This window comes from Fructobacillus fructosus KCTC 3544, assembly GCF_001438695.1.
GTDB lineage: Bacteria > Bacillota > Bacilli > Lactobacillales > Lactobacillaceae > Fructobacillus > Fructobacillus fructosus.
Genome location: NZ_JQBH01000023.1, coordinates 2,018 through 2,963, shown reverse-complemented (window position 1 = coordinate 2,963; position 946 = coordinate 2,018). Strand labels below are relative to the sequence as shown.

Here is a 946-nt window from a genome sequence, read left to right as displayed (position 1 = left end):
ACAGACAATTCAATTATCTGCCAAAATGGGTAAGCAAAAAATTGACAATAAAACGGCTCTACAGAATCATTTAGATCCTTCAGTGGTGGAAACTTTACCATTATTATTTCCAAACACAAATACTGAAACAAGTACAGATGGTTCTGTAACAATTACCAATGTACAAGTTCAACCAAATTATAATGACGGAATTGTTGCTTTGTACTGTTTAGTTGATTACCAACAAGACGAGATCCAAGGCCAAAAAGTATTTAATGTAATCTATAGCCCACAATCGGATAGTATTATCTCCATTATCATGGAACACACTGATAAAGGGGGACAGTCATGATTCATAAACTTAAGGCTCATCCATGGATTTTGGCAGGTTCTTTAGTCATTATTCTCTTGTTGTCGATTAATTTAATCATTGTTCAGCAACAAAATAAGCTGCGATCCGTAATCAATAAGAACAGATCAATCACTAGTCAAACAGTAACAAAAATAACGAAGCAGTGGCCATTTAACGATGCGCGAAATGTCTGTCAGGAATTTTTCAGTGCTTATCACACTTTTGATAGTTCAAGACAATTCAACCAACGCTCAAAAACCTGTGCCCCTTTTGCAAGCAATCAAGTAATTGATAATCCTACTCTTTTTCAGTCCGACTACGTTAATAAGAATCACTATGTGGATACACTTGGTTTGCAGTCAAAGCTCTCAGAAGCTGTTTTCTATCCCGATATTAATCAGCCAACTGATGGTTCTCAGACTGGCAATGTGAGGGTAGTTGTTAATGCCCAGTTTAAAAGTAAAAATTCTGGACAAAGTGTTCTACTATACCACGTTACGTATGATTCGGTCACTCACAAGTTAACCGAAGTTTCATACATTGGAATCGAAAAGATTGAAGCCAATAGTTCAACTTCACTGTCATCAAACTAATTGCAACCATAATTGCAACCGC

General features: G+C 36.4%; 1 protein-coding gene and 1 pseudogene. Both read left to right on the top strand.

Features of this window, described 5'->3' with window-relative positions:
• A pseudogene (locus IV71_RS07410) lies at positions 1-331 on the top strand (hypothetical protein); the annotation flags it as partial.
• The gene (locus IV71_RS07405) at positions 328-924 is read left to right on the top strand and encodes a hypothetical protein (RefSeq protein WP_010690510.1); all 597 of its coding nucleotides are present in this window, start codon (positions 328-330) and stop codon (positions 922-924) included. The pseudogene IV71_RS07410 and the gene IV71_RS07405, both read left to right, overlap by 4 nt.
• Positions 925-946: the final 22 nt, after the last annotated feature.